18 protein-coding genes, 1 other RNA gene and 1 pseudogene are annotated in these 20,424 nt (G+C 72.1%); 10 read left to right on the top strand and 10 right to left on the bottom strand.

Going from position 1 to position 20,424, the window contains the following annotated elements; translation table 11 throughout:
- Positions 1-348 precede the first annotated feature (348 nt).
- On the top strand, positions 349-1,575 hold the full coding sequence (locus C1A33_RS24865) for a P-loop NTPase family protein (RefSeq protein ID WP_133150817.1): 1,227 nt from the start codon (positions 349-351) through the stop codon (positions 1,573-1,575).
- A 314-nt stretch (positions 1,576-1,889) separates the two neighbouring features.
- On the opposite strand, the gene ssrA is transcribed toward C1A33_RS24865, so the two are convergent.
- Positions 1,890-2,256: a transfer-messenger RNA gene (gene ssrA, locus C1A33_RS24860) on the bottom strand.
- A 184-nt stretch (positions 2,257-2,440) separates the two neighbouring features.
- Here ssrA and C1A33_RS24855 point away from each other — a divergent pair.
- Positions 2,441-2,914, top strand: coding sequence for a VOC family protein (locus C1A33_RS24855; protein WP_101833800.1), 474 nt, complete (start codon positions 2,441-2,443; stop codon positions 2,912-2,914).
- A gap of 83 nt (positions 2,915-2,997) precedes the next feature.
- Positions 2,998-3,723, top strand: coding sequence for a YoaK family protein (locus C1A33_RS24850; protein WP_243407918.1), 726 nt, complete (start codon positions 2,998-3,000; stop codon positions 3,721-3,723).
- 29 nt (positions 3,724-3,752) lie between these two features.
- Here the strand turns inward: C1A33_RS24850 and C1A33_RS24845 are convergent, their stop codons facing one another.
- The 4 genes from C1A33_RS24845 to ftsE form a co-directional block, all read right to left on the bottom strand.
- On the bottom strand, positions 3,753-5,099 hold the full coding sequence (locus C1A33_RS24845) for a class I SAM-dependent methyltransferase (protein ID WP_243407917.1): 1,347 nt from the start codon (positions 5,097-5,099) through the stop codon (positions 3,753-3,755).
- A 17-nt stretch (positions 5,100-5,116) separates the two neighbouring features.
- Positions 5,117-5,596 (bottom strand): SsrA-binding protein SmpB, encoded by a 480-nt coding sequence (gene smpB / locus C1A33_RS24840; protein ID WP_101833797.1) that lies wholly within the window; start codon positions 5,594-5,596, stop codon positions 5,117-5,119.
- Between the two features lie 213 nt (positions 5,597-5,809).
- Entirely contained in the window at positions 5,810-6,682 is an 873-nt protein-coding gene (gene ftsX, locus C1A33_RS24835; protein ID WP_101833834.1) for a permease-like cell division protein FtsX, read from the bottom strand.
- Positions 6,682-7,548, bottom strand: a complete 867-nt coding sequence (gene ftsE / locus C1A33_RS24830) for a cell division ATP-binding protein FtsE (RefSeq protein ID WP_101833832.1) — start codon at positions 7,546-7,548, stop codon at positions 6,682-6,684. Before ftsE ends, ftsX begins: the two co-directional genes overlap by 1 nt.
- A 306-nt stretch (positions 7,549-7,854) precedes the next feature.
- Here ftsE and C1A33_RS24825 point away from each other — a divergent pair, with 306 nt between their 5' ends.
- Together C1A33_RS24825 and C1A33_RS24820 are read left to right on the top strand one after the other, a co-directional pair.
- A complete protein-coding gene (locus tag C1A33_RS24825) occupies positions 7,855-8,040 on the top strand; it encodes a hypothetical protein (protein WP_101833795.1) in 186 nt (61 codons plus the stop codon).
- Positions 8,041-8,084: 44 nt separating this feature from the next.
- Positions 8,085-9,263 (top strand): PQQ-dependent sugar dehydrogenase, encoded by a 1,179-nt coding sequence (locus C1A33_RS24820; protein WP_243407916.1) that lies wholly within the window; start codon positions 8,085-8,087, stop codon positions 9,261-9,263.
- Here the strand turns inward: C1A33_RS24820 and cobA are convergent.
- The 3 genes from cobA to prfB form a co-directional block, all read right to left on the bottom strand.
- Complete coding sequence (cobA, locus tag C1A33_RS24815) at positions 9,260-10,027, bottom strand: uroporphyrinogen-III C-methyltransferase (RefSeq protein WP_243407915.1); 768 nt, start codon at positions 10,025-10,027, stop codon at positions 9,260-9,262. The genes C1A33_RS24820 and cobA overlap by 4 nt on opposite strands.
- 208 nt (positions 10,028-10,235) lie before the next feature.
- Positions 10,236-11,063, bottom strand: coding sequence for a polysaccharide deacetylase family protein (locus tag C1A33_RS24810; protein ID WP_423748142.1), 828 nt, complete (start codon positions 11,061-11,063; stop codon positions 10,236-10,238).
- Between the two features lie 576 nt (positions 11,064-11,639).
- Complete coding sequence (prfB, locus tag C1A33_RS24805; RefSeq protein WP_101833829.1) at positions 11,640-12,740, bottom strand: peptide chain release factor 2; 1,101 nt, start codon at positions 12,738-12,740, stop codon at positions 11,640-11,642.
- Between the two features lie 834 nt (positions 12,741-13,574).
- On the opposite strand from prfB, the gene C1A33_RS24800 reads away from it, so the two are divergent.
- On the top strand, positions 13,575-14,705 hold the full coding sequence (locus C1A33_RS24800; RefSeq protein WP_101833789.1) for a hypothetical protein: 1,131 nt from the start codon (positions 13,575-13,577) through the stop codon (positions 14,703-14,705).
- Here the strand turns inward: C1A33_RS24800 and C1A33_RS24795 are convergent.
- Positions 14,647-15,138: a pilus assembly protein TadG-related protein gene (locus C1A33_RS24795; protein ID WP_101833787.1), complete on the bottom strand. Its 492-nt coding sequence runs from the start codon at positions 15,136-15,138 to the stop codon at positions 14,647-14,649. The two genes, C1A33_RS24800 and C1A33_RS24795, sit on opposite strands and share 59 nt — an antisense overlap.
- Positions 15,139-15,277: 139 nt before the next feature.
- On the opposite strand from C1A33_RS24795, the gene C1A33_RS24790 reads away from it, so the two are divergent.
- Positions 15,278-16,759: a serine/threonine-protein kinase gene (locus C1A33_RS24790; protein WP_101833785.1), complete on the top strand. Its 1,482-nt coding sequence runs from the start codon at positions 15,278-15,280 to the stop codon at positions 16,757-16,759.
- Between the two features lie 119 nt (positions 16,760-16,878).
- On the opposite strand, the gene C1A33_RS24785 is transcribed toward C1A33_RS24790, so the two are convergent.
- Complete coding sequence (locus C1A33_RS24785; protein WP_243407914.1) at positions 16,879-17,646, bottom strand: TetR/AcrR family transcriptional regulator; 768 nt, start codon at positions 17,644-17,646, stop codon at positions 16,879-16,881.
- A 308-nt stretch (positions 17,647-17,954) separates the two neighbouring features.
- Between C1A33_RS24785 and C1A33_RS24780 the strand changes: the two are divergent.
- The 3 genes and pseudogenes from C1A33_RS24780 to C1A33_RS34345 form a co-directional block, all read left to right on the top strand.
- Positions 17,955-18,092 (top strand): annotated as a pseudogene (locus C1A33_RS24780) (ABC transporter); the annotation flags it as partial.
- A 214-nt stretch (positions 18,093-18,306) separates the two neighbouring features.
- Positions 18,307-19,566 (top strand): PP2C family protein-serine/threonine phosphatase, encoded by a 1,260-nt coding sequence (locus tag C1A33_RS24775; RefSeq protein WP_101833783.1) that lies wholly within the window; start codon positions 18,307-18,309, stop codon positions 19,564-19,566.
- Between the two features lie 363 nt (positions 19,567-19,929).
- Positions 19,930-20,220, top strand: coding sequence for a hypothetical protein (locus tag C1A33_RS34345; RefSeq protein WP_133150816.1), 291 nt, complete (start codon positions 19,930-19,932; stop codon positions 20,218-20,220).
- Positions 20,221-20,424: the final 204 nt, after the last annotated feature.

Raw genomic sequence — 20,424 nt, 5'->3', positions numbered from 1 at the left:
TGGCCAGGCAGCATCTCTGGCGTGTCCAGCCGAGGGCGCCCACCGACGGCGTTGAGCAGGTTCGCAGCCAACGCCCGCGCCGTGGCAGGTCCAGCTCGCTGCGGGCGAGCTGGCCGACGCCTACGGAGTCGGCTGGCTCGCCCGCGCCGCGCTGATCAACCACGGGAACGGCGACGACGCCGGCCGCCAGACGGCGCTCAGCACCCTGCGGCCGGCCCCCGAAACCGGCGACCCCGACCGAAGCGACCAGTGCGGCGGCTGGCCCCCGCCCTGGCCTTCCGCCCCGGCCAGCAGACGATCTCCGGGATGTTTGCCCGGCATGGGTCGGCATTTGGGCGCAGAGCTATCGTGGTGGCACGCAGCGCATCGGAGCGCCGCATCTCGGAGGTTGAGGCACGTCAGGTGGGGGCGTCGGAGTCCAACGCCGGGGACGACTTTCACATCTGGTGGGCCGCGAGCCGCGCGCTCAAGCTCATCGAGCCTGGCGCGAGATTGCGTCTCGTCGCGTTGGAGGGTCTGGCCACCGTCGACGATCCGGACGAGTCCTACGAGACGGTAGACGTCAGCGAGTACATCGGCGGGTATCGGATCACGACCGCCGACACGGTGATCCTTTCGCGGCTGAAGTACAGCACGAAACACCCGAACACGCCGTGGACCGCAGCCCGGCTCTGCAAGCCCAGGAAGCGTCCGAGAGACGACCAGCTGGCGACGTCGCGGACGGTGATCGCTGACCCTGCTACGGCGTACCGACGCGTCCTTGATGATCACGGTTCGGATGAGGTCGCCAAGGTGAGACTGGCGCTCGTAAGCAATCAGCCCGCCGACCAGCTGCTCGTGGATGCTGTTGAGGCGGCTGCGGCCTGGGCCCGCTCTCGGGACCGCCGAGACCTGCGGCGGGATGGCCTGCTTCGGGCACTCCGCACTGAGCACCGGGATATTGTGGACACCCTGGCGAGGGCCGTGGGATCACGGCTGCGCTCAACGGAGTTCTGCGACTTCCTCGCCAGGCTGGACCTGTCTATGGAAGGTGCGCTCGGCCGTGAAGCGTTCGCACGTGCGGTGCGGGCCGGTGCGGCCGAGCTGACGCCGGGACGCGGTCTCGACTCGACTCAACGCTTGTTCGATCTTGTCTACGGTGAGGCTCTGCCCGGCCGAGGGCGGGGTGGTCTCAGGGCCGAAGACGTGCTTGCTCAGCTGGGTGTCGCCGAGGTGTTCGACCTCTATCCGGCACCGCCACGGTTGGCCGACCTGTCGCGCCCTCCGCTACCGGCGCCTGGCGCACGGGTCATCGCGGATGCTGTGCAGGCGCATCGAGGCAAGCTGGTTGTTGCGCACGGCCCCGCTGGCGCGGGTAAGACCACGGCACTGCGGCAGGTCGGCGACCACCTGCCTGCGGGGTCCGTGGTCGTGTTGTTCGACTGCTACGGCGGGGGTGACTACCTCAATGCCGGGGACGAGCGGCACACCCCGGACCGATTCGTCGTCCAGGTTGTCAATGAGCTTGCGCAGCGGTGCGGCACATCGCTCCTCGTTCAGGCGCCGACGCGGGAGCCGGACCAGAGGACAGCCTGATCCTCGCGGCCACGACCGCCGCCAGTGGACCATACGGGCAGAACCACTTCTGGAGATCCTGCTCCTGACCGTCCGTGCCGCCACCGGCGACGCACATCCCTACCTGCCAAGAGCGCTTCGGGAGTACAGGCCGACGGTCTATGCCATCGGCCGACCAATCCCCGCAGCTACGCCCCGTAACCAAGGTCCGCCGGTACGTTCGGGGAATCGAACCAAAAAGATCAATGCCCCGACCTGGACATCTCCTATTCGATCAACCATCAGATCTCATAGTTCTTACCTATTTGCCCAGGTCAGGGCATCATTACGCATCGTGGTGGAGGTGGCGGGAATCGAACCCGCGTCCTCCGGCACCGAACCAGGGCTTCTCCGGGCGGAGCCTGCTACTTGTTTCTCAGCCCCGGCAGACACACAGGCAAGCCGCCGTGGGCTCAGTCGCTGTTTGATGTTCCACCTGGCCCCGCGACCGGGTCAGATGGTGATCCTCCTAGCGACGCCAGGTCCCGGGCCGGAGGAACTCCCAGGCTGACGGTTGCTAGTCCTTAAGCCGCGAGGGCGTAAGGGGCAACAGGCTGCGTCTTGTTGGCAGCTGTTTTTTTGAACGGATCGTTAACGAGATAACCGTTCATCCTCGGCCCGCTTCCCCTGTCTCGACGTCCGAAGTCGAAACCGATCACCCCCAGGTGCGATGGTGCCTCCAACACGGCAAGTCTACCGCACGCCGGCGGCGACGCAGGGTGAGCGCCGCGGCCATGCCCGGCGGCAGGGGAGCCCCCGCGAGGAGTCACCCACATCTGGGCATGTCCGGCGGTCCGCGATAGTTAAAGATGCAACAGACATCCGGCGTCGCACCTGGGGAGCAGCAGTGGAGATCAAGGAACTGGGACATCTCGTCCTGTACGTCCGCGACATCGGGCGCTCGGTCGCCTTCTACCGGGACGTCCTGGGCTGGCGCCAGGTGTTCCCCGAGGCGACCGATGCCGCCGGCAACCCGCTGCGCCTGCCCGCGGCCGCCTTCTCCTCCGGGCGGACCCACCACGAGCTGCTGCTCATCGAGGTCGGCGAGAACGCGACGGCGGTGCCCGCCGGGCGCCGGCTCGGGATGTACCACTTCGGGCTGAAGGTTGGCGACACCGACGACGACCTGCGCGAGGCGCTGGCCCGTCTCCAGGCGGCGGGCGTGACGCTCGTCGGCGCCTCCGACCACACGGTGACGCACAGCCTCTACATCCTCGACCCGGACGGCAACGAGATCGAGCTCTACATCGACGTCCCCGGCGTCGACTGGAAGTCCGACCCGGCCCTGATCGCCGCCCCGATCCGCCCGCTGCGCCTGTAGCTCCACCCGGTCACCGACGGCCCGGAAGACGAGGGCCACGCGCCATCCGGCGGTGCAGCCGCGATGTCGGCGAGACTGCGCCCGTGACAGGTTCGGGCCCGGCCGCGTGGGGCGGCGGGTGGCGGGTGGCGCTGCTGCTGGCCATGGCGGTGCTGACCGGGTTGGTCGACGCGACGAGCTTCCTGTCCCTCGGCCATGTGTTCGTCGCGAACATGACGGGCAATGTCGTGTTCCTGGCGTTCGCGCTGGGCGGCGCGCCGGGGCTGTCAGCGGACCTGTCCGCGTTGGCGCTGGTGTGCTTCCTCGCCGGCACCGGGCTGGCCGGGCGCATCGGCACCGCCGCCGCGCTCGCCGGGCGACGCTGGCTGGTGGTGGCGCTGGCCGCGCAGGTCACGCTGATCGCGGGCGCCCTCGCCGCGGCCGCCGTCACCGGCGGCGGTGACGACCGGCCGTACGCGGTCGTCGCGCCGCTGGCGGTCGCGATGGGCCTGCAACACGCGACGGGGCGCCGGGTGGCCGTCCCCGAGGTGCCGACGAACGTGCTGACCACGACCCTCACCGGCCTCGTCGTGGACTCCCGCCTGGCCGGCGGACCGGGCTACGGCGACCCGCGGCGGTTCGCCGCCCCGGTCGCGATGTTCAGCGGCGCGCTGGTCGGCGCGACCTGCCTGCTGCACGTCAACCGGCTGGTACCCCTGGCGGCCGCGACCGCCCTCGCCGCCGGCTGCCTGATCGGCGCCGTCACCGGCCTGTGTGCCGGCGGCACGCAGGCGCCACCCCAGCAGGAGCGGCGCCTGGACGGACGGTGATCGCCATCCATCCGTGGCCGGCGGGACGCTCACCCAGGAGGGGACTCGGGGACACAGATCAGAGCCCAGGGTTCCTCCCGAAGGCGGGTCATCACCACCGTGACGGCAGGGCCGCCGGGGACGAGGTCGCGGCGGCGGGGCAGCAGGCGGCGGCGCAGCGCGTCGACGTCGCCGGCGAGGCCGCGGCGGCGGATGTCCAGCGCGCTGATGCCGCGGGCGCGCAGGTCGGCGGCGAGGCGGCGCACGTCGAACGGCTGCTGCGCCTCGACGCGCAGCAACCGGGCGAACGGGGTGGCCATGGCCTCGTCCGAGGTCAGGAAGGCGATCATCGGGTCGAGCTGCCAGGCGTCGAGCTGACGGGCCAGCTCCCCCACCAGGCCGGCCCGGGTCACGGCCGGGTTCGGGTCGTACAGGTACCGCCCGGGCTCGCCGACCCGGACCGGCGACTCGGTGGCGGTGGAGTCCGGCGAACCCACCAGGCTCACCGCACCAGCGCGGCCCCTCGGCTCGACGCCCTCGTCACCGAGGCGCCCCGCCTCGGTGCTCGGCACGGCCGTCGGCGTCGCCCCGCGAGACGGCGCGCGCAGGACCGTCGCCCGCCGCGGCGATGTGGCCAGCTCCGGGGAGAACAGGACGGCTTCCTTGAGGTCGCGGCCATCCGCCACGAACTCGACCTCCCAGCCGGCCGGCACCTGCCCGAGGTCGATCCCCGGCGCCGCCTTGACCGCCACCGCCCCGACGCGGTCGGTCAGCGCGAAGCACCAGGGCAGCGGCGGCTCGCAGGCACCGGACCCGAGACGACGGTCGCCGCTGCGGCGTGCCGGGTCGACGAACACGCCGTCCACGCCGTCAAGATCGACGTCCCGCACGTCGGACAGGCACGCCCGCACCGTCCGCGCGCCGTGGACGCCGGCGTTGAGTTCGGCCATCCGCAGGTGCACCGGGTCCCGGTCGACGAGCAGGATCTCGCGGCCCGGACCCAGCGCCGAGGCGTCGCCGCCGATCCCGGAGCACAGGTCGGCGACCCGGGCCCGGCCGGCGAAGCGGGACGCGCGATGCTCGGCGGCGGCTTGGGAGGACGCCTGTTCCAGGCCGGCGCGGGTGAAGAACATCCGGTCGGCGAGCACGAACTTCGCCGCCGCGCGCCGGCGCAGCTCCGCCTGGGTGAAGGCCGCCGCGACGAGCTCCGCGGGCACGCCCTCGGCCCGCAGTCGGGCCCCCACCGCCAGCTCCCGCGCCGTCGACGACGACCCGCCGGACGTGCCGTAGGCCGCGGCGGCCTCGGCGAGGAGCGCGGCACCCGAGGGCGTGCGCAGCGCCACCAGCTGCGCGAGACGATCGCGCGCCGCGGGATCGTCGACGGCGCCGCCGGCCACCGGCTTCTCGGGGCTGGTCAGCGGTAGCGGCCCTTGACACGGCGGCCCATCTCGCGGCTGATCTCGCGGGAGGCGTCCCGCTCGGCGAGCGCGTGCCGCTTGTCGTAGGCCTTGCGGCCGCGCGCCAGCGCAATCTCGATCTTGGCCCGGCCGTCCTTCCAGTACAGGCTCAGCGGGACGAGGGTGAGGCCGCCCTCCTGCGTCTTGCCGACGAGCTTCTCGATCTCGGCGCGGTGCAGCAGCATCTTGCGCTTGCGACGCGGGGCGTGGTTCGTCCAGGTGCCCTCGGTGTACTCGGGGATGTGGACGTTGTGCAGCCAGATCTCGCCGTCGCTGATCTGGGCGAAGCCGTCGACGAGCGACGCGCGCCCGGCCCGCAGCGCCTTGACCTCGGTTCCGCGCAGCACCAGCCCCGCCTCGTACGTGTCGAGGATGTCGTAGTCATGCCGGGCGCGCTTGTTCTGCGCGATCGCCCTGCGCCCCGTCTCCCTCGGCACCGTCCGACCCTTCTTCCCGTTCCACCGGCCCCCGCCCAGCCGCTACCGCGCACCCGGCGGTCACCGGACAACCACTGCTGTTGCGACGATACGTCCTGCGGCGCGAACGGCCTGGCACACCAGTTCCCATTCTAGCGATCATGCGACCAGGCGGATCTGTGCACCCACCGCAGGCCATCGATCCTCGAGCCGGGGTCGCGCCTCGGACGCGACTCAGACGCGCAGGTGGCGGTGCAGCGCGAGGGAGGCCATCGCGGCGGCGGCCAGGATGCCGACGGCGACCACCACGGCGCCGGACTCCCAGACCGCCGACCAGCCGAACAGCGGGAACGTCGACTGCCGGGCGAACTGGCCATCCACCAGGAACACCTTCGCCGCGACCAGCAGCCCACCCGCGAGCAGGCCGCCGACCAGGCCCGCGATCGCGCTCTCCAGCATGAACGGCGCCCGGATCGTGCCGTTCGACGCTCCGACCAGCTTCATCACCGCCGTCTCCCGGCGCCGGCCGTGCGCGGAGATCCTGATCATCGTGTAGATCAGCGCGAAGGACGCGAGCGCCTGCACGGCCGCCAGCGCGAACGCGCCGATCGTGAACGCGTCGAGGAACCGGTACAGCGGGTCGAGCAGGGCGCGCTGGTCACGGACCGCCTCCACCCCGTCCTGGCCGGTGTAGGTGACGACGATGTCGCCGGACGCCCGCGGGTCGGCGAGGGTGAGGCGCAGCGCGGCGGGCAGGTCACCGGGCCTGACCCCGGCGACCACGTCCGGCGAGTCGTGGAAGTCCCGGCGAAACCGGTCGTAGACCTGCCGCCCGCTCTCGTACCGCACCCCGACGATCGCCGGGTCCCGGTGCATCTCGGTCTCGAGGGCGGTCCGCTGCGCGGGGGTGATCTCGTCGGTGAGGTCGACGACGACCTCCAGCTGGCCGAGCAGGTAGTCGTCGACGGTGTGCACCTGGGCCCGCAGCAGCAGGCCGGCGCCGAGCATCGCCAGGCAGATGGTGACGGTGACGATCACGGCGGCGGTCATCGCCAGGTTGCGGCGCAGCCCCGTCCACAGCAGGGACGCCAGCGGAGCCGGGCGCATCAGCCGACCGCCCCGCGCACCGGCGGCGCCCACGGACTGCTCACGCCGCCGCCAACGCCGCCGATGCCGCCGATGCCAATGCCGATGCCGCCAATGCCGCCAATGCCGATGCCGCTGTCGACGCCACTGTCGACGCCACCGTCACCCGCGCTCTGAGCGGGCACGGCGATCGGCTGGGGGACGGTCTGGTCGTAGCGGCCGTCCGCCTCGTCGCGGATGAGGACGCCGTCGCCGAGTTCGAGCACCCGGCGGCGCATCGCGTCGACGAGCGAGGCGTTGTGGGTGGCCATGAGGACGGTCGTGCCGGCACGGTGGATCGTGTCGAGCAGCTTCATGATCTCCAGGCTGGTGGCGGGGTCGAGGTTGCCAGTGGGTTCGTCAGCGAGCAGCACGCGGGGGCGGCCGACGAACGCCCGGGCGATGGCGACGCGCTGCTGCTCCCCACCGGACAGTTCGTCGGGGTATCGCTGGGCCGCCTCGCGCAGGCCGACGAGCTCCAGCGCCTCGGGCACGACGCTGCGCACGACGTGGCGGGGACGGCCGACGACGTCGAGGGCGAACGCTACGTTGGCCGCCACGGTCCGGTTCGGCAGCAGCCGGAAGTCCTGGAACACGCAGCCCACGGCCCGGCGCAGCCGCGGGACCCGCCGGTCCGGGATCCGTGCGACGTCGCGCCCGGCGACCAGCACCTGGCCGGCGGAGGCCCGCTCCTCGCGCAGGAGCAGCCGCAGCAGCGTCGACTTCCCCGAGCCGGACGGGCCGACCAGGAAGACGAACTCGCCGGTGCCGATCTCGGCGCTGACGTCGGCCAGGGCGGGCCGGTCCCCGGTCGGGTACCACTTGCTGACCGCGTCCAGGACGATCATCACACCCCTCCCACGCCACGCAACAGTCAGAATACTTTCCGTGACGGAGATGGTAGGACGCGGCCGGAGCTTCCCCCGCGCGGGCGCGCCCACCTGCGCGATCCGCCGCCCGTGACGGGCGTGGAGCATCTGCCGTCGGGTAGGGGACGTCCAGGGTTGCGGCGAAGGCCCGCGCACGGGCGTACCGTGGAGCGAGTCGATCGTCTGTGTCACACCCCGGCGACCGGACGTTCGACGCCCTCCCTGGGAGGAACGTGCGACGATCCCTCGCAATCGTGGTCGGACACCGCGGCGGAAGGAGGCGGCATGGGCAGGCAGGATCTGGTCTGCGCGCGCTGCTCTGGGCTGGTGATCGAGGGCCGGTGCCCCACCTGCCGCGCGTCCCGCGAGTATCTGCGGCGCAACTCGGTGACGCTCTCCCCACAGCTGCTTCTCGCCATCCTCGCGGTGGTCATGGTGCTCACGGCGCTGGCCGTGCGCCATGCCACCTGAGGGATCCGGGTCACCCGACGGCGGCGGCATCGCCCCGGATCGGGGTGCGGGTGCCGCCTGACGGCCGTGGCGCCGGCGCCGCGCGCAGGACGCCGGCCCGGGTGTTGACCTCGCTGGTCGTGTTGCTGCTGGCCGGCGTGGGCCTGGTCGCCTGTGGTGGTTCGTCAGGTGGCGGGCGGGCCTCCGGTCCTGGCGCGGCCGCCAGCCCGCTGGCGGCGCCAGGTGGTGCCGGTGGCGGCGGGGCCGAGCCGTCGGCCGGCCCGACGCGCACCGTGGTCGGCGGGCTCGCCGCCCCCTGGGATGTGGCGTTCCTGCCGTCCGGCGAGGCGCTGATCAGCGAGCGGGACAGCGGCCGGATCCTGCGGCTGCCGGCCGGCGGTGCGCGGGCCAGCGTCCTCACCACCCTGCCCGGCGTGGTGCACCACGGCGAGTCGGGGTTGCTGGGGCTGGCCGTCTCCCCGACCTTCGCCGCCGACCGGTACGTCTACGCCTACTACACGACGGCGTCCGACAACCGGATCGTCCGATTCCGGCTGTCCGGCATCCACGCCGAACCGCCGACGCCGATCCTCACCGGCCTCACCCAGAACGTGATCCACAACGGCGGGCGGATCCGGTTCGGGCCGGACGGCCTGCTCTACGCCGGGGTCGGTGACGCCGGCGTGCGCACCCGCGCCCAGGACCGCGCCAGCCTGAACGGCAAGATCCTGCGGATGCGCCCCGACGGTGGGGTCCCTGCGGGCAACCCGTTCCCCGGGTCGCTGATCTACAGCCTGGGGCACCGCAACGTGCAGGGTCTGGCCTGGGACGCCGACGGCCGGCTGTGGGCGTCCGAGTTCGGCCAGGACCGGTTCGACGAGATCAACCTGATCGTCCCGGGCGGGAACTACGGCTGGCCGGTCGTCGAGGGTTTCGCCGACGACAACCGGTACCGCCAGCCCCTGGTCACCTGGGCGCCCGCGGACGCGTCACCGACCGGCATCGCGATCCGCGGGACGACGCTGTACGTCGCGGCGCTGCGCGGCCAGCGGCTGTGGGAGCTCGATCTGGCCGCCGGGACGGTACGCGGTCGGCCCCACGCGGTCCTCGCCGGTGACGGCTCGCTGGGCCGGCTGCGCGCGGCCGTCAGCGCGCCGAACGGCTCGGTGTGGATCCTCACGAACAACACCGACGGCCGCGGCGAGCCGAAACCCGGCGACGACCGGATCGTGGCCCTTCGCTAGCCCGCGGCGGGACGCGGCCCCGCCAGGCGTTCCCGCAGGGTGACCACATCGCCGACGACGATGACCGCGGGTGAGCCGATGCCGGCTTCGTCCGCCTGCCGGGCGATGTCCACCAGCGGGCCGGTAAGGACGACCTCGTCCGGGGTGCCGCCGGCGTGGATCACCGCGGCGGGGGTGTCGGGATGGCGCCCCCGCTTGACCAGCTCGCGGCTGATCTCGGCGAGCGCGGCGACACCCATCAGGACGACAACGGTGCCGGGACCGGTGGCCACGGCGTCCCAGTCGACGGTCGATCCCGGGTGGGACGGATCGACATGGCCGCTGACGATGGTGACGTCCTGGGTGATGCCCCGATGGGTGACGGGGATGCCGGCCAGCGCCGGCACCGCGACGGCGCTCGTCACCCCGGGCACGATCTCGCAGGGCAGGCCGGCGGCGGCGCAGGCCAGCGCCTCCTCGCCGCCGCGGCCGAAGACGAAGGGGTCGCCGCCCTTGAGCCGCACGACGCCGAGGCCGCGCCGGCCGCGGTCGACGAGGACCGCGTTGATCTGGTCCTGGGTGAGGTTGTGGCCGTGCGGGGCCTTGCCGGCGTCGATGATCTCGGTGCCGGGCCTGACCTCGGCGAGCAGGTCGCGAGGGGCGAGCCGGTCGACGACCACGACATCGGCGACCTGCAGCAGCCGCAGCCCGCGGACGGTGATGAGATCAGCCCGTCCCGGCCCGCCGCCGACGAGCGCCACCCAACCGCCGGAGGGTCTGTCCACGCCGGTCGCCTCCCCCACCTGCCGCCTCCCCGGCCCGCGGGGCTTCCCCCAGTGTGCGGCCTGAGCAGGCCATCCGCGTCAGATCACCGCGCTACGGTGACCTCGCTCACGGGACGCCGCGGTCACGCGCCACCGCGGTCACGGAGCCGGTGCGGTCGCGAGGGGATGCGCCGGGTACACCCGCCCCTGCCGTTGGCGCGGGAACGGCTCAGGTTCCGTGGCCGAGCCGCCAGCGCGCCGCGCGATATGCCCGCCAGCCGGAACGCAGACCGCGGCGCGCGTTGGCGAGGGCGTCGCGATGGCCGTTCGCGACCAGACGCAGGATGTCGACGGCGCCGGCGGTACGATCCACCACCAGCCGGCTGATGGCGAAACGGGAGCGAAGCGGCTGGTGCAGCCGATATCCGAGCTCACAGGCGGAATCAAATCCGGCGGCCGCGACGACGGTACGCACGGACGCGCAGTGGTATCCGAACGGATAGGAGAAACTGTCCGGGCTGCGACCGGTCTTCTCTTCGATGGCCCGGCGGCTGGCGGTCACGTCATAGCGGGCGAGCGCCGTCGGGACGACGTCGAGTTCCAGGTGACGGTGGCCGTGGGAGCCGAGTTCCACACCTTCGTCGGCGAGCGCCGCGAGATCGGACCAGTCCAGCAGGGGAAGATTGCGCTCGCTGTATCCGTCCAGCCAGGTGGCGCGGCGACCGGGATACGCGGTCGGCACATAAAGCGTGGCGTGCGCTCCGGCATTCTGCAGTGCCGGCAGCGCGGTGGTGACGAAGTCCTCGAAACCGTCGTCGAAGGTGATGGCCACCTGCCGGCGGTGCGGGTGAGCGAGGGCATCGGTGAGCCCGGTGAGGTGATATCCGCTCGCGGCGAGCGCGCCGAGCTGCTCGGCGAACACCCCCGGCGGGACCTCCCAGCGCCGGAAGTCGGCGCTCACGGAGTCCCCCACGCTGTGATACATGAGGACGGGCAGGGGCATCGTGAGCGTCTCGTCCAGCACGCCGGAGGCGGAGCCGGGCAGCGCGGTCGCCATCGTGGTCACATCGATCCCGTACCCGCGGCGGCCCGCACCACACCGGGATTAGGTCGGATATTTCCGTCCTCATACCTGTGTATATTGACCTGGGGGGACACAGGCTGTACTCCCTCCGCGACGACGGTGCACAATCGTGGACGACCAGGTGACACGGACGCGCTGCCCATCGGGTGCAGTAGTGCGCGGTCCGGCCGGAGAGATCGAAACTAAAACATCGAACGGTCCGCGAACTACCCGGGACTCTACACGCGCATACCGGGCGTGCCAATGGCTTCGGCAGATCCGCCGGGTAGGTCGGGCGGATGGCGACTGGGCACCCTCCCGGCCGACGGAGCCAGCCCGGGTCAAGAGAGGTCGGACCGAGCATCCCGGCTTTCCCGGGCGGGGACGGCGGATACCCCTGGGCACCGGTCAGCTCATAAATGGGGGTAACCCGGATAGGCAGGCCCGCGGCCAGGAGCGATCAGCCATTCGAATCCAGCGGCGGGCGCTGCGGGAACACGCCCGGACCGGTCTCGCCTCGCCGCCGGGAAACACCGCGGATGCCATTACCGAGCGGTGGGGCGGCCGTTTTCACGCCTGACTCTCGGCGGCCCGCCGCCAGCGGATCTCGGCGTCGATGAACTCGTCGAGGTCGCCGTCAAGCACACCGCCGGTGTTCGACGTCTCGGTCTCGGTCCGCAGGTCCTTGACGAGCTGGTAGGGATGCAGCACGTAGTTGCGGATCTGGGAGCCGAAGGAGACGTCCTGCGGCCCGCCAGTAATGCGCTGCTTCTCCGCCGCCTCCTCCGCACGCCGCCGCTCCAGCAGCTTCGCCTGCAGGACGATCATCGCGGCCGCCTTGTTCTGCAGCTGGCTGCGCTCGTTCTGGCAGGTGACGACGATGCCGGTCGACAGGTGGGTGATGCGGACCGCGGAGTCGGTCGTGTTGACCCCCTGGCCGCCCGGGCCGGACGACCGGAAGATGTCGATCCGCAGGTCCTTGTCGTCGATGTCGACGTGGTCGGACAGCTCGACCACGGGCGTCACCTCGACGCCGGCGAAGGAGGTCTGCCGCCGGTTCTGGTTGTCGAACGGGGAGATGCGCACGAGCCGGTGCACACCGTGCTCGCTGCGCAGCGTTCCATAGGCGTAGGGGGCCTTGACCTGGAAGGTCGCCGACTTCAGGCCGGCCTCCTCGGCCTCGGAGGTGTCGAAGACCTCCGTGGCGTAGCCGTGGCGCTCGGCCCAGCGCAGGTACATCCGCAGCAGCATCGCCGTCCAGTCGGCCGCGTCGACACCGCCGGCGCCGGCGGAAAGCTGGACGATCGCGTCCCGCTCGTCGTACTCGCCCGACAGCAGCGTGCGCACCTCGAGCGCGGCGATGTCGGAGGTGAGCGCCGGCAGGTCGGCGGCGGCCTCGGCGAGGAACTCGTCATCTCCGAGGGCCGCGGCGGCGTCGATGTCGTCGAGGCGGCGGCGCAGCCCCTCCACCCGGGCGATGTCCCCTCGGGTCGACGACAGCCGCCGCGTGACCACCTGCGCGCGATCCTGGTCGGACCACAGATCAGGGTCGGCCGCCTGCTGTTCGAGCTCGTCCGCCCGACGGCGCAGCGCCTCCACATCGAGCACGGACTCGATGCCGCTGAGCGTGGCATCGAGCTGTTTGATCTCCTCGGGCAGGTCGGCGGCCATGCTGTTCACCTTACCGGCCGCCCGGCCGGCCACCATGAGAACGGATCTTGAGCACGCCGCGCAGCGGGCCGGTCATCCTCCCGCCCCGTCCCCCGCGGGCTCTGCCAGCCGGACCCCGATGATCACAGGGTCAGCTCCGGCCCCCGCGCCGGACGGCCGCGCGACCGGGCGCCGCCGACCTCGCTCGCCCTCGCTCGCCGCCGTCGCGTCCGCGACGGGCGGGGGTGGAGAAAAATCACGCGGCGGAAACATTCAATGGCTTCACGACACCGCGTTGAAACATGACGTGGCAGATCCCGGCTATTTCGTCCAACCGACACCCGCACCGCGGACAATCCGGACGGTAACCGCGCCGCACACCCAAGTGGGCCAGCCGCCCGACGGCGCGGCACGACAATCCACAAAGAGACCTGCCCCACATCGCCGAGCGCACACGATCCGCCGCGTTGACGGTCCGCGAACGATATCTTTGAGCCCGGCGCTTCGCTGATGAATTCGCCGGATGCCTGGTACTCCGCGGACAGCGCGGTCCCCTGGTGGCCAGGTCGTGGTCGCGGTCCACGTCGTCGTGGTCCCCGGCCGGAAACGACAGGCACACCGTCCTTACAGGCACATCGTCTCCACCGGCCGCGACACGACCCACCGTCGGTGCCGGTCCACCAGTGCGGGACACGCGAGGGAGGCCGCCATGGGTGTTCGCTGCCATTACCCGACGGACCGCTACGCGGCGGACCAGGTTGTGTGGTTAGTCCCGGCGGCACTCCGGCTCGCCGCGCACCGCCGGCCGGTGACACGCGGCGCGATCACCCCTGCTGGTTCACGAAGGGTGCCCTCGTGTCCGACGTCTCCAATCGACGATCAGTGCTGGTCGCCACCGGCCTCGCGGCGGTGGGCACGATGACCCTCGGCTCCGATGTCACAAGCCCGGGCGATGCCTCCCATCTGCACGACGCCTGCTCCGCCGCGCTGGACGCCGCGGTGGGCGCCTACGAGACGACCGAGCTGCGCGCGACCGCGGCCACGCTCGCTCCCCTCGAGCACGCCACCAGGTCGGTGCCGAGGGACCATCGGCTGCGCGGCCAGGTCGCCCTGGACTGGATGCGCCTGCACGCGGCGGTGACGACGGCGGCGGCCGCCGTCTCCTACGACCGTGGCCGGCACGCCGACGCCGCCGCCAGGGCGGACCGGGCCGCCTCCCTCGCCCGCGCCGCCGGCGACGGGCCGCTCGCCGCGCGAGCCCTGGCACTGCGCGCCCGGATGGTCCGCCCGCACAGCCCGGCGGTGTCGTTGCAGATCGCCGGGGTGGCCGCGCGGATCGCCGGCTTCAGCCCGACCCGGGCGCTCATCGCCGGGAAGGTCGTGACCAGCGCCTGCGCCGCGACCGGCGACACCGCGGGCGTGCGGGACGCCGTCGCCCGCGCCTGGCAGACGATGGAGCGCCTCGACGACGTGGACTTCGGCACCCCCGGCTTCGCCCTGGAGACCTACTCCCCGGCGGACCTGGCGCTCGCCTGCGCCGAGGCGCTGACCACGGTCGGCGCGGCGGACGAGGCGACGCCCCACCTGGAGCGGGCGGAGACGCTCGTGGTCGGCTCCGGCCAGACCGGGATGGTCGTCTCGGTGCGGATGGCGCGGGCCCGCGCGGCGCTCGCCCGGGAGATCCCCGACCGGGACGAGGCCGCCACCTTCGCCGGGCAGGCCGTCGCTCTGTCCGCGGCGCGGCCGGCCGAGTGGCTGGCCCGTCTCGTGCGGGACGTGTCGCAGCTGTCGGAGCAGCGCACCGGCTACGGCCTCGACGATCTGGTCGACGCCACCGCGCCGTGGCTGCATTCGACCATCGAGACGGACGGGGGCGCGGATGCCGTGTCCGCGGTGGCGCGCGTCGGCCTGACCGCGCCGAGCGGCGTCATGGTGCAGCGGGCTGGCGGACCACCGACTGTGCCTGCGCCCCGGCCCGCACGGTAACCGGGCCCACCCCGAGGTAGCCGACGACCGGCAGGTTGACCACCCGCGACCCCTCCACCCGCACCGTCGTGGGGTCGATCAGGCTGGAACTCAGCGTCGTGCGCCCGCTCGGGTCGGCCTGCCGCTGGTACTGGTCGACGGTCTCGCTGACGTCGCCCAGCGGGAGCCGAGCCAGGGCGTCGCGGGACGTGTAGACGGCGTTCTCGTCGATGCGCTGGGCGGCCGCGAGGGCCGCGCCGTCCGCGGCCGAGGCCACCGAGCGCCGGGCGAGATAGACGGCGGACACGTCCGTCACCACGACCACCAGCATGGCGGCCACCATCAGATAGCCGAGGGTGAGAATCAGGATCGTCCCGCCGTCGGCCGCCTCGGCGCGGCCGGCACCCGCCGGCGGGCGTGCCGACGGGCGCGATGCGGCGTGGGAATCCGGCATGCGCTGCCCCCTGTCCGGCGTCCGCGTCCCGGCCGGCCCGGCCTTGCCCACCGAACCGCCACCCGCGACCCTCGCATTATAGGAGAATGCGGCACGGGCCGATCACGCGGCGCGCGGACCTCCCCAGGAGACGGACACCATGGCCGAGGCAGCGCCGGGGACCGTCCTCGCGCGGAGATTCAGGTTCGTCGAGGCGATGGGGCCGGCGGTCGCCGCGAACGCGGTCTGGCGCGGCGTCGACGAGGAACACCAGGTCGACGTCACGCTCACCAGAGAACAACCGTCGTGTGATTCCTCCGGGCCCGGCGGGAACGACCTCGACAATCACCTTCGCCGTTCGCGCGAGACCGCTGCCGCGTTATCGGACTGCCCGCACATAGTCCGCGTCCTCGATGTCGTCCGGGATGCGGACGGCATTTCCTGGACGGTCACCGACTATTATCCGTCCCGTTCCCTGTGGGCCGTGCTGGCAGCGGAGGGAACGCTCGCCCTCACCGAGATCGCCGCGCTCGCGACCCGTCTGCTGGCAGCCCTGCGGGCCGCACACGAGGCCGGCGTCACGCACGGCGCCGTCTCGCCCGCGACGATCCGGTTGGGCACGGACGGATCGGCCCGCCTCGCCGGTTTCGGCACCGCGCCCGCGACGACGGTGCGGACGCTCCCGAGCGACGACGTGTTCGCCCTCGCCGCCGCGCTGGTCGTGGCCGCCCAGGGCCCGTCGTCCGCCGCGTCCACGACACCGGCCAGCCCCGCCGGACACGGCGGTCATGGGTGGATAAACGCCGGCGACCGGTGTGTGCGAGTGCCGGCGGTGACGCAGCGTTGCGGGGAGTTGAGCGCACTGTTCACCCGGATGCTCGACCCGGATCCGGCCGCGCGGCCGTCCGCCGACGAGGCACTGACCGCCGTCTGGTCGTACCTCGACGAGACGCGCCAGGGAACCGAGAAGAACGACCACGGCAAGGACGACCACGGCGTCGTCGACGACCAGCGCGTCGTCTTTGCGGAGCGCCGGCTCGGGCGGCCGATCCCGATCGCGGTCGGGATCGTGCTGGTGCTCGCGTCCGGCATCGTTCCCGCCGCGGTGGCCGGCGGGTTCAACCCGTGGAGCCCCGGCCAGCTGGTCGCCGCGGCACTGCCGGTCGCCCTCGCGCTGGCGCTGTTCTGGCGGGCGTCGCAGCCCACCGGCGAGCTCGCCGTCGACACCGAGCTGATCGCGATGAGCCGCGGCATGACCAGGCTCGCCGTGCACCGCGCGGCGATCGCCGGCACCGCGACGCGCGCCGGCCTGCTCACCCTGACCCCGCACGCCACCACCGCCCCGCACGCCACCACCGCCCCGCACGACACCACCACCCCGCACGACACCGCCAGCCAGCACGACACCGCCAGCCAGCCCGGCACGGGGACCCGGCCCGGCACCGGCCAGCTCCCGCCGACCACGTGGCTGCCGCCCGCGCGATCGTGGCCGCTGCCCCGGCACGACCGGCGCACGGGCGTGGTGACCGTCTGCCGGCTGTCCTGGTTCCGCGGGGCCACCGCGGAGGAGGTCGCCGCGGTACTGGCCGCCTTCGCCTGGCCAGCGGAGACGACACACCGCCCACCCACGACAGCAGAGTAGGTCGCGCCGCACGTCGTGATCTTCGTGCGCGTTGTCGCGGCGGGTCGTGGCAGCGTGATGGCAACATGGGAAGCACACCCCACCCGGGCCTCCTGGTCGAGGACCGCGTCGTTGCCCGGTCAGCCGGGGGGCACGTCCGGGCGTTCCGCGAGGACCGCGATGCCGTCGAGCAGGCGGGCGAGGCCGAAGTCGAACTCGGAGTCCATGTCGTCGTCATCGTCCAGAGACCCGGAGTCGATGGCGCGCTGCAGTGATGGGAAGGTGGCCGGGTTGATGAGCCGGCCGAGCATGGCCCCGTAGCCGGGCATGATGTGGCCGTCGCTGGCAGCGGTGCGCAGGTCGAGGCTCAGCGTCGCCTCGTTGCGGACGAAACCGCTCAGCAGCAGCACCGAGGACAGCTTCTCCTGCTCCGACAGCGGTGTACCGGCCAGGCAGCGCAGACCGTCGTCCATCCAGGCGACCATGTTCGGGCCGAGCGGCGGCGTGGTGATCGGGACGCGCAGCGACCACGGATGGCGCTGGTAGCTGGCGCGCGCGCCCTGCGCCCAGCGGGACAGCCCGGCCCGCCAGCCGTCGTCGGACAGGCGGGGGCCGGGCGGCGGGCCCATCGCGGTGTCGACCATGAGCATCAGCAGCTCGTCCTTGGCCGAGACGTAACGGTAGAGCGACATCGTCGCCGCGCCGAGCTCGGCGGCGACCCGGCCCATCGACAGGCCGCCGATGCCCTCCGCCTGGGCGACGTCGATGGCGGCCGCGACGATGCGCTCCAGGCTCAGCCCCCGCCGGGGGCCGCGGCTCGACCGCTCGCGCACGCCCCAGAGCATCTCGACGGCGGGGGGCAGTGCGAACGTGGGCGCCTCGTTCGAGCGGATCGCTGACCCGGGCACCGGCGCCACCTCGGCGGCGGACGCACGACCCGGCGCGGGCACCACCTCGGCGCCGGCCCCGCGGCCGGCGCGGCCCGGCCGCCCTGCACCGCGGCCGTCCGCGCTCCCGGCTTCCCTGCCCGCCACGCTCACCTCCGCCGTCTGGCGACGCCCTCCCGCCGAAACCTACCGTTGACGCCATCCTAGATCTGCGTACCATCTACGCAGTAGAACGTATGCCATACGCAGTTTCCACGACTGGAGCCCCCACCATGACCACTGGGCTGGCGAACACTGAGCTGGCGAACACCGAGCTGGCGAACACCGAGCTGGCGACCGCCGAGCTGGCGATCGAGGCCGCCGGGCTGGCCAGGTCCTACGGTTCGACCTCCGTCCTGCGAGGCATCGATCTACGGGTCCCCCGCGGCGGTGTGTTCGCGCTGCTTGGTCCCAACGGCGCAGGCAAGCCCGCAACCGAAGTACTGGACTCCTCCTCTGCTTGATCTGGGTCCGGACCGCGTTTCCCCAGGTCCGGCGGGCACTGGGCTTGGTAGCCTCGTGGCACCGCCGGCTCAACGCGCCAATCAGTAGCCCACTGGCCGCCCCCGGTTCGCCTGCGGCCGGGGGCGGGTATCGCCATGAGGGTGTGGAACACCCTGTGGGGCGTACCGCCAGGTCCAGATGGCTGAGCGTTCCGCCGCCGATCACCGGACCGGCCGCGGCTGGCACCGGATGGTGCCGTTGTGGCCGTTGGTGCTGCTGGTGGGGCTCGCAGGCCTGGAGTTCGCGAACAGCCAGTGGGTGATCCTCGAACTGACCGTTCTTAGCCCGCTGTTGGCCGCCACCGTCGTCGGGCCACGGCTGACCACGATGTACGGGGCGCTGGCCGTGGTGGCGGTCGTCGCACTCGGGGTGCGTGATCATCTCTACGGGTCGGGCAGCAGCGGCTGGCCCGCTCAGGCCGTCCGGTTGGGGGGAGTGGCCGCGGGCGGGGCGATGGCCGTTCTGCTCAGCAGCTATCACACTCGGCGCGAGACCAAGCTCGCGAACGTCACGCGGGTCGCGGAGGCGGTCCAGCGCACGATCCTCACGCCGATACCCGTTAGGACCGCGCACCTGCGGCTGGCGGCGCGCTACGAGAGCTCGACAGCCGAGGCGAACGTCGGCGGTGACTTCTACGCGGTGGTGGCCCGGGAGCACGGGGCGCGGCTGTTGATCGGGGACGTGCGAGGCAAGGGCCTGGAGGCCGTGCGCCTCGCGAGCCTGGTGACCAGCTGCTTCCGAGTTGTAACACGCCAGTCGGGAGACCTGGGCACCGTGCTGCGCGAGCTCGACGCCGAGGTGGCGTCCGCCGGCATGGACGACGACTTCGCCACGGCGCTGGTCATGGACGTCGAGGGCGGCCATGTGCGGTTCACCAACGCCGGGCATCCCGACCCGGTCCTGATTCGGGACGGGCAGGCATGGCTGCTGGAACCCCCCGGTCGACAACTGCCACTGGGGCTGGGCAGCGCCGGCGACGTCGTCGGCTCGGCCTGTCTGGAACCAGGCGACCGGCTCCTGCTCTACACCGACGGGATCGCCGAAGCACGCGACCCCGTCACGAGGGCGTTCTTCCCACTGCTGCCTGGCATCGCCGCCTCACTGGGCACGCAGTCGGCCGGTGCCGATCACGCCGACCGGCTGGACGCCACAGGAAGCACCCGATCCCCGACCTCCGCGGCAACGCGCGTACCCACGGCAGCCCACCGACCGCCGCCGCAGCACCCACCCGCACGAGCACCCGATGATGCCGGCACCGTCGAGGCGCAACCGACAGACCTCGACACGGCACTCGACCACCTGATCGCCAGCGTGCACGCCTGGAGCGGCGGAGCCCTGCACGACGACGTCGCGCTACTCGCCGTCGAGATCCTCACGCCGCCAACGCGCTCTGACTGACACCGCCACCGTCCTGACAACGACAGCCCGCCCGGTCTCGGGAGGCGAGCCTCGAAGCCCGCGTCATACTGCGCCCCCTCGCCATGCGCGCCGTCGCGGACTGCCGGTCCGTTCCGGCCGACTCCGCGCCGGCGAGGGGCGGCCCCGCAAGATCGTAAGCGATGGAGAATATCGCAGGGTTCAGATAACGGCACTCCGCCAGTTAAAGTGGGCTTCATTTGAAGCAGATGCAACATCTGGCGGATGCCGAAAAGCGGCGATATCGGTTTTTCCGAGTGCTCCAAGTCAGAGCCTATCGCGACACGCCGTCCCGCTGTGGAAAAACGGCGATGCCGATTTTCGATGCAACGATGATTGCATCGGATGCAACAGGCGGCTGCCATGGCGCAACGTGTTGATCTGTCCGGTGCTGCGCACCTTGTACTCGATGCGAGAGTTGCGCATGTCGATCCAGCGGCGGCTGTATTCGCGGCGATGGTGGAAGGCTGGTCGCGTCAGCAGCAGAGCCGTTTCCTTCGGCCGGCCACGATCCGAGCGCGGCTGGAGCTGGTGCGCCGGTTCGCGGCGTTCACGAACCAGTACCCGTGGGAGTGGCCGGCGGGTGAGGTGGAGGCGTTCACCTCCGAGCTCATCCCGCTTCTTCGAACGCGCTGAGCGACGTCGACCGGAAGGGGCCCGGGTTCACGCTGCGTGAGATTACGCGGACCCCAGCATGGGTACGAGTGGTAACCATGACAGCACAGAAAGTGAAGCGCCGGGAGGGTGGGGCGCGGATGAAGCCGCTGGTCCGCCTCGGCATCGGCGTGAGCTGTGCGGTGGCGGTCGCGGGGCTACCCACGCCCGCGCGGGCCGCGTCGG

Source organism: Frankia canadensis (genome assembly GCF_900197875.1).
Classification (GTDB): Bacteria; Actinomycetota; Actinomycetes; order Frankiales; family Frankiaceae; genus Frankia; species Frankia canadensis.
This window is presented reverse-complemented; position numbering and strand designations above follow the sequence as displayed.

Excerpts from the sequence above, each read along its gene's own strand:
- prfB (WP_101833829.1), bottom strand. The coding sequence starts at position 12,740 with ATGGCCGCCGACCTGCCCGAGGAGATCAAACAGCTCGATGCCACGCTC.
- C1A33_RS34345 (WP_133150816.1), top strand. The coding sequence starts at position 19,930 with ATGCAACAGGCGGCTGCCATGGCGCAACGTGTTGATCTGTCCGGTGCT.
- ftsX (WP_101833834.1), bottom strand. The coding sequence starts at position 6,682 with ATGCGCCCGGCTCCGCTGGCGTCCCTGCTGTGGACGGGGCTGCGCCGC.
- C1A33_RS24790 (WP_101833785.1), top strand. The coding sequence starts at position 15,278 with ATGGCCGAGGCAGCGCCGGGGACCGTCCTCGCGCGGAGATTCAGGTTC.
- C1A33_RS24795 (WP_101833787.1), bottom strand. The coding sequence starts at position 15,138 with ATGCCGGATTCCCACGCCGCATCGCGCCCGTCGGCACGCCCGCCGGCG.
- C1A33_RS24810 (WP_423748142.1), bottom strand. The coding sequence starts at position 11,063 with ATGGCGACCGCGCTGCCCGGCTCCGCCTCCGGCGTGCTGGACGAGACG.
- ftsE (WP_101833832.1), bottom strand. The coding sequence starts at position 7,548 with ATGATCGTCCTGGACGCGGTCAGCAAGTGGTACCCGACCGGGGACCGG.
- C1A33_RS24775 (WP_101833783.1), top strand. The coding sequence starts at position 18,307 with ATGGCTGAGCGTTCCGCCGCCGATCACCGGACCGGCCGCGGCTGGCAC.
- C1A33_RS24825 (WP_101833795.1), top strand. The coding sequence starts at position 7,855 with ATGGGCAGGCAGGATCTGGTCTGCGCGCGCTGCTCTGGGCTGGTGATC.